Genomic DNA, 6,227 nt, shown 5'->3' with positions numbered 1-6,227 from the left:
GTCGCCCGCCCGCACCCTGGAACAGCTCCGAGCCCTTCTGTCCGAGCCCGCCGACAAGGAAGATCAACTCTGACAGTTATTCAGAAACAAGTCCGAGCGGGAACGGGGAGTTGACAAGGACAACAAGCAGGTCGACGAAGGTGTTGACTTCGTGGACTACTTCATGGCCGGCTCCGGCATGATGGTCCGCAAGGGCAACCCGGCGAGGATCGGCAACCTCGGCGACCTGTGCGGAAGATCCGTGGTGGTGAAGAAGGAGACGGTTCACGACGAGCTCGCGACCCGTCAGCAGAAGGCCTGCGAGCGTCTGGGCAAGACCCTCGACGTGTTGCGGGCGGACACCGATCCGGCCGCCGTGACGGAACTGCAAAAGAACCGGACGGACGCGCTGATCACCGGCTACCCGAAAAGTGCTGTACAACGCTCAGACCCTTGACAAGGGGAGGAACTTCGAAGTCGCGGGCCCGCAGGTGCAAATGCAGCCTTGGGGCGTTGCCGTCCGCAAGAGTGACACCCAGTTGCGGGACACCCTGGCCAGGGCGATGAACTCGCTCATCACGGACGGCACCTACAGCAGCATCCTGGAGAAGTGGCAACTGTCCGACAGCGCCATCCACAACGCCGTCGTCAACGGCGCCGGCCGACCTCTCGATCCTGTGTGCTGATGCACGTACGCCGACCCCGAGGACGTTCGCGGGGAAGGGCGGATGGGCGGTTTGTCGATGGGACCCGGGAACGCCGCCCCGTTTGAGCGCGAGGCCGCCGCCGACACCCGTGGACACGACGATTCGGGACTCTATCTCCATGGTCGTGCTCTCCCGTGGCCGGTGAGCTGACGGCCCGACAGTCTCTGGCGGGGCAGCGGCGGCCTGGTCGGGAGGGGCAGCGTCGACGGTCGTGGGGCGTCGCTGTCGGTCGTCGACATACTTCGACCGAACGGAGGTCACCTGCCCGGGGGCAGACCAGCGTCGGCTGGCATGGCCCCTACCCGATGGCCGCCGGGCTACCAGGCGGAGTCGATGCCGTTCAAAGCGCCGCCACGGCGGAACCGTATGCCGCAGCTGCCGTGCCCGCGAACACTGCGTGCCGTTCGGCGCCACTCAGGTCGGCGGTGAGGTCCTGGGCCGTGTTCACCACCTCGTCGTAGGAGGCCGCGAGGGTGCAGACCGGCCAGTCCGAGCCGAACATCAGCCGCTCGGGCCCGAAAGCCGTCAGCACGGTGTCCGCGTACGGGCGAAGGTCGGCGAGGGCCCAGTGTTGCCAGTCGGCCTCGGTGACCAGGCCGGAGAGCTTGCAGAGGGTGTTGGGCCTGGAGGCCAGTGCGCGGATCGCCGTGGCCCAGGGCTCGGTCTCGCCGGTGGCCGCGGGCGGTTTGGCGAGATGGTCCAGAACGAGGCTCAGTTCCGGCAGCCGGGTGGCGAGCTCCGTGGCGGCGGGCAGTTGGTGCGGGAGGACGAGCAGGTCGTAGGCGAGTCCGAAGTCCGCGACCGTTGCCAGTCCGCGCAGCACGTCGGGGCGAAGCAGCCACCCGGGGTCGGGTTCGGACTGGACCTGGTGGCGCAGGCCGACGAGTTTCCTGCCGCCCGGGAGTTCGCGCATTCGGGCGATGGTGTCGGCGATGCCAGGGTTCGTGAGGTCGGTCCAGCCGACCACGCCGACGACCAGGTCGTCGGCGGCGGCCAGTGCCAGCATCTCAGGAGTCTCCTGGGGAACGCAGACGGTCTGCACCAGGACGGTCGCGGTGACGCCTGACCGTCGGACGAGCGGGTGCAGGTCGGCGAGCGAGAAGTTGCGGCGGATCGGGGCGAGTGCCTCGCCGGTGATCCACTCCTGGTCGCGGACGGTGAGGTCCCACAGGTGGTGGTGCGCGTCGACGATGCCGGGGCCGATCACAGCTGCCACACCACCGGGAGGCCGGCTGCCGCGCCGTCGGCGGAGTAGTCGTGGACGACATCGAGCAGCTCGGCCATCCGGGCTTGCCAGGCGATGTTGACTGGCAGTCCCTCCAGTCCGGCGATCAGCGCGGCGTAGTCGTCGCATTCGACGAGGTGGAACAGTTCGGTGCCGCTGCGCCAGATGGTCCAGGAGGTTGCGCCGGCGGCCCGGATGGCGTCGGTGAGTTCGGCGGGTACCTCTCGGTGGGCCTGCTCGTAGGCGGCGATCCGGTCGGAACGGACGCGGGTGTGCAGGGCGATCCTCACTGCGTGTCCTCCTCGGTGCAGTCGTCGACGATGATGACGTCCAGGGTGCGGGGTCCGTGCACTCCTTCGACGCGGTTGAGTTCGATGTCGCTGGTGGCGGACGGTCCGGAGATGAAGGTGAGCGGGCGGGTGGGGTCGAGTACGGCGAGGGCGTCGGGGACGTCCGCCGCGATCTGCGAGGCGCGGAGGATGCACAGGTGGTAGTCGGGGACGAGGGTGAGTGCGCGGCGTCCCTGGCCTGGGCCGGCGTCGAGGACGAGGGTGCCGGTGACCGCGATTGCGGCTGCCGCGGTGGTGAGGACGCCGTCGAGGGCGTCCAGCTCCGGGACGGTGAGCGCGGGCCGGTCCGCGGTCCAGGGCAGGTCGGGCAGCCAGTGGGCGGGGAACCCTTCCGGTACGACGACCTTCGTGGCGTCGCGCGTGGCGAGGGTCGTGCCTATGGTGTCCGGCAACGACTCGGGGGTGCTGCGCAGGACGGTGGCACGGTAGTCGGTGGCGCGTCGGTCGAAGAGGTCGGCTAGGTCGCCGTGGGCGTGGCTGCGGTGGTAGGAGCGGGGAACTGGTACGTCCTCGGGGCGTTCGTCGGCGGGGACGTCGGCGAGTGCGGCGCGGATCCGGGCCAGGGTCTCCAGCCGGGTGTTCATGGCTTCTCCCGGTTGTTGCGCCACCAGGCGCGGAAGGACTCGGCGGGCGGTGCGGGGGTGTCGCGGGTGTCGGACCAGCCGCGCAGCGGGCCGGGGAGCCGGCTGATCCTGCCCTTCCTGGCCACCACGCGTGCGCCGAGGGATCCGGCCTTCTGGGCGGCTGCCAGTCGGCGGGGGGACGAGAGCACCGCGGCGGCGGCCTTCATGACGAGGGCTTCGGTGGTGGGGATGCGGCGCCTGCGGCGTTTGCCTTCGACGACCTCGGCGCGCAGGTGGGCGAGCACTTCCGGAATGTTGATCTTGACGGGGCAGGCGTCGTAGCAGGCCCCGCACAGGGTGGAGGCGAAGGGCAGTGACGCCGCGTGCTCGACGCCGACCAATTGCGGGGTGAGGACGGCGCCGATCGGGCCGGGGTAGACGGAGCCGTAGGCGTGGCCGCCGGTGCGCTGGTAGACCGGGCAGACGTTGAGGCAGGCGGAGCAGCGGATGCAGGCGAGGGCCTGGCGGCCGACGGTGTCGGCGAGGGTGGCGGTGCGGCCGTTGTCGAGCAGGACGAGGTGGAAGTCGCGTGGCCCGTCGCCCGAAGTCGTCCCGGTCCACATCGAGCTGTAGGGGTTCATCCGTTCGCCGGTGGAGGAGCGCGGCAGGAGCTGGAGGAAGACCTCCAGGTCGGCGAAGGCCGGGATGACCTTCTCGATGCCCATGACGGTGATCAGCGTCTCGGGCAGGGTCAGGCACATCCGCCCGTTGCCCTCGGACTCCACGACGACTACCGTGCCGGTGTCGGCGCAGGCGAAGTTGGCGCCGGACACGGCGACCTTGGCGGTCAGGAACTTCTCCCGCAGGTGGGTTCGGGCGGCGTCGGCGAGGGCTGCCGGATCGTCGTTCAGGCCGTCGGGGGCGGGAATGCCCCAGTGTCCCATTTCGCGGGTGAAGATCTCGCGGATCTCGGCGCGGTTGCGGTGGATCGCCGGGACGAGGATGTGGGAGGGTCGGTCGTCGCCGAGCTGGACGATGAGTTCGGCGAGGTCGGTCTCGTAGGCGGTGATGCCCGCTTCGGCGAGCGCCTCGTTGAGGCCGATCTCCTGGGTGGCCATCGACTTGACCTTGACGACCTCGCGCTCGCCGGTCGCCCGGACGAGCTCGGTCACGATTCGGTTGGCCTCGGTGGCGTCCGTTGCCCAGTGCACGGTGCCACCGGCGGCGGTGATGGACTCCTCCAACTGTTCGAGGTAGCAGTCGAGGTGGCGCAGCGTGCGCCGTTTGAGCGCGGCGCCCGCCTCCCTCAGTGCTTCCCAGTCGTCGAGCTCGCCGGTCGCCACCAGTCGTTTGTCGCGGATGGTGGTGGTGGCTCGTTTGAGGTTGGCCCGTAGCCGGGTGTCGGCGAGGGCGGTGCGTGCGGCCTGGGGGAAGGCGGGGGCGCCGAGCCAGACCAGGCCGTGGCCGTCCTTCATCGCGGGTCCCCTTCGGTGGCGGCGAGGATTTCGGCGAGGTGCAGGGTTTGGACGTCGGATCCCTGACGGGACAGACCGCCGCCAATGTGGAGAAGGCATGAGTTGTCGGCGGCGCACAGCACGTCGGGAGCGGTGGCGGAGACGTCGGCGGTCTTGTCGGCGAGGATCGCGGCGGAGCTGTCGGCGTTCTTCATTGCGAAGGTGCCGCCGAATCCGCAGCACTCCTCGGGTGCGCGCAGATGGAGGAGTTCGAGGCCGTGTACCGCGCGGAGCAGTCGTTCGGGGCGGTCGCCCAGGCGCAGGCCGCGCAGGGAGTGGCAGGTGGGGTGGTAGGCGACCTTGTGTGGGAAGTGGGCGCCGACATCGGTGACACCGAGGACATCGGTGAGGAACTCGGTGAACTCGTGGACCCTGGGCACCAGTTCGGAGACCTGCAGCTGGAGGGCGAGGGGCGCGTATCTGGCGGCGAGGGCGGGGTGGTGCTCGCGGACCATGCCGGCGCAGGAGGCGGAGGGGGTGACCACGGCGTCGTATTCGGCGAAGGTGTCGGCGAATCGCCGCACCAGTGGTATGGCCGCGGTGCGGTAGCCGGTGTTGAAGTGCATCTGCCCGCAGCAGGTCTGTTCCTGGGGGAAGTCGACCGTGTGGCCGAGTCGTTCCAGGACCTGCACCACGGCGCGTCCGGTCCTGGGGTAGAGGGTGTCGTTGAAGCAGGTGACGAACAGGGCGATCCGCATCAGTGATCACCGTCCGGGGTGGGGATATGGCCGGGCAGCAGGCCTGCGGCGCGGAGGTCGACCCACACCGCGTTGGGGATGGGCCGGGCCGCCTGCTCGGCGGCGTCGGTGATCTCGCCGGCGGTGCGGGCACCGATCAGGACGCTCGTCACCGCCGGGTGTGCGAGCGCGAAACGCACCGCCGCCGCGCGCAGCGGCACGCCGTGTCGCGTGCAGACTTCCTGCATCCGTAGCGCGCGTTCCACCAGTCTGGTGGGGGCGGTGGTGTAGTCGAAGGTGGCGTCCGGGCGGGGGGCGGCGAGCAGTCCGGAGTTAAACACCCCGCCTACCGCCACCGAGACGCCGTGTTCGGTGGCCGCCGGGAGCAGGTCTTGCAGTGCGCTCTGGTCGAGCAGCGTGTAGCGGCCCGCGACCAGGACTTCGTCGATGTCGGTGTCGCGGACGAAGCGTGCGAGCGGTGCGCAGTGGTTCATTCCGGCGCCGATCGATCCGACCAGGCCTTCGCCGCGCAGGCTTTCCAGCGCCGGGTAGGCCTCGGTGAGGGCCTGGTCCATGTGGTTGTCCGGGTCGTGCAGGTAGACGGTGTCGACGCGGTCCACGCCGAGGCGGGTCATGCTGGCTTCCAGGCTACGGCGGACGCCGTCGGCGGAGAAGTCCCAGCGGCGCACGTGGGTCGCCGGCACCGCGAAGCCGTTGGCGAGGTCGTCCCCCACTGGGTAGGACATGGGTTCGAGAACCCGGCCCACCTTGGTGGAGAGATGAAACTCGCCCCTGGGGCGCGCCCGCAGGAACCGGCCGAGTCGTCGTTCGGACAGTCCGAGGCCGTAGTGCGGGGCTGTGTCGAAGGATCGGATGCCGGCCGTCCATGCCGCAACCAGGGCGGCGTTGGCCTCCTCCTCCCCGACCGGGGTGAAGAGGTTGCCTATGCCGGCGGCCCCGAAGGCGAGGCGGGAGACGACGGGCTCGGTGCGCCCCGATGGGAGCGATTTCATCACTGCTCCCTCCTTATCCGGTCGGGGGGCAGGCGCAGGCCCGCCATCCCGCCGTCGACCGCAAGCGCGGTTCCGGTCACCGACGCCGACTCCGGGCCGGCGAAGTAGGCGATGGCTGCGGCGACCTCGCCGGCGGCGACGAGGCGCCCGGTGGGCTGGCGGGCGTTCAGCGCGGCCCGCAGCGCCTGCGGGTCGGCCG

At 70.1% G+C, this 6,227-nt stretch carries 9 protein-coding genes; 2 read left to right on the top strand and 7 right to left on the bottom strand.

Annotation, left to right across the window (positions count from 1 at the left end; all coding sequences use genetic code 11):
• The first annotated feature begins 151 nt into the window (after nucleotides 1–151).
• Both ACFWOG_RS38830 and ACFWOG_RS38825 read left to right on the top strand, forming a co-directional pair.
• The gene (locus tag ACFWOG_RS38830; protein WP_380364280.1) at nucleotides 152–436 is read left to right on the top strand and encodes a hypothetical protein; all 285 of its coding nucleotides are present in this window, start codon (nucleotides 152–154) and stop codon (nucleotides 434–436) included.
• A 40-nt stretch (nucleotides 437–476) separates the two neighbouring features.
• Nucleotides 477–665 carry a hypothetical protein gene (locus ACFWOG_RS38825; RefSeq protein WP_380364278.1) on the top strand — a complete coding sequence of 63 codons (189 nt, stop codon included), beginning with the start codon at nucleotides 477–479 and terminating at the stop codon, nucleotides 663–665.
• 361 nt (nucleotides 666–1,026) lie between these two features.
• Here the strand turns inward: ACFWOG_RS38825 and ACFWOG_RS38820 are convergent, their stop codons facing one another.
• The 7 genes from ACFWOG_RS38820 to ACFWOG_RS38790 form a co-directional block, all read right to left on the bottom strand.
• Entirely contained in the window at nucleotides 1,027–1,893 is an 867-nt protein-coding gene (locus tag ACFWOG_RS38820) for an amidohydrolase family protein (protein ID WP_380364282.1), read from the bottom strand.
• On the bottom strand, nucleotides 1,890–2,201 hold the full coding sequence (locus tag ACFWOG_RS38815; RefSeq protein ID WP_380364276.1) for an L-rhamnose mutarotase: 312 nt from the start codon (nucleotides 2,199–2,201) through the stop codon (nucleotides 1,890–1,892). The genes ACFWOG_RS38820 and ACFWOG_RS38815 overlap by 4 nt, the downstream gene beginning before the upstream one ends.
• On the bottom strand, nucleotides 2,198–2,845 hold the full coding sequence (locus ACFWOG_RS38810; RefSeq protein WP_380364274.1) for a lactate utilization protein C: 648 nt from the start codon (nucleotides 2,843–2,845) through the stop codon (nucleotides 2,198–2,200). Before ACFWOG_RS38810 ends, ACFWOG_RS38815 begins: the two co-directional genes overlap by 4 nt.
• Nucleotides 2,842–4,299: a LutB/LldF family L-lactate oxidation iron-sulfur protein gene (locus tag ACFWOG_RS38805; RefSeq protein ID WP_380364272.1), complete on the bottom strand. Its 1,458-nt coding sequence runs from the start codon at nucleotides 4,297–4,299 to the stop codon at nucleotides 2,842–2,844. The genes ACFWOG_RS38810 and ACFWOG_RS38805 overlap by 4 nt, the downstream gene beginning before the upstream one ends.
• Nucleotides 4,296–5,036: a (Fe-S)-binding protein gene (locus tag ACFWOG_RS38800; RefSeq protein ID WP_380364270.1), complete on the bottom strand. Its 741-nt coding sequence runs from the start codon at nucleotides 5,034–5,036 to the stop codon at nucleotides 4,296–4,298. The genes ACFWOG_RS38805 and ACFWOG_RS38800 overlap by 4 nt, the downstream gene beginning before the upstream one ends.
• Nucleotides 5,036–6,028 (bottom strand): aldo/keto reductase, encoded by a 993-nt coding sequence (locus ACFWOG_RS38795; protein WP_380364268.1) that lies wholly within the window; start codon nucleotides 6,026–6,028, stop codon nucleotides 5,036–5,038. Before ACFWOG_RS38795 ends, ACFWOG_RS38800 begins: the two co-directional genes overlap by 1 nt.
• A partial coding sequence (locus ACFWOG_RS38790; protein WP_380364266.1) for an SDR family oxidoreductase occupies nucleotides 6,028–6,227 on the bottom strand: 200 nt, incomplete at its 5' end. The genes ACFWOG_RS38790 and ACFWOG_RS38795, both read right to left, overlap by 1 nt.

Source organism: Kitasatospora sp. NPDC058406 (assembly GCF_042722765.1).
Lineage (GTDB): Bacteria > Actinomycetota > Actinomycetes > Streptomycetales > Streptomycetaceae > Kitasatospora.
The sequence above is the reverse complement of the archived record's forward strand: the minus strand, read 5'-3'. Positions and strand labels throughout refer to the sequence as shown.

Bases quoted from the DNA above. Each gene is read 5' to 3' on its own strand.
- ACFWOG_RS38825 (WP_380364278.1), top strand. From the start codon at position 477: ATGCAGCCTTGGGGCGTTGCCGTCCGCAAGAGTGACACCCAGTTGCGG.
- ACFWOG_RS38810 (WP_380364274.1), bottom strand. From the start codon at position 2,845: ATGAACACCCGGCTGGAGACCCTGGCCCGGATCCGCGCCGCACTCGCC.
- ACFWOG_RS38805 (WP_380364272.1), bottom strand. From the start codon at position 4,299: ATGAAGGACGGCCACGGCCTGGTCTGGCTCGGCGCCCCCGCCTTCCCC.
- ACFWOG_RS38800 (WP_380364270.1), bottom strand. From the start codon at position 5,036: ATGCGGATCGCCCTGTTCGTCACCTGCTTCAACGACACCCTCTACCCC.
- ACFWOG_RS38795 (WP_380364268.1), bottom strand. From the start codon at position 6,028: ATGAAATCGCTCCCATCGGGGCGCACCGAGCCCGTCGTCTCCCGCCTC.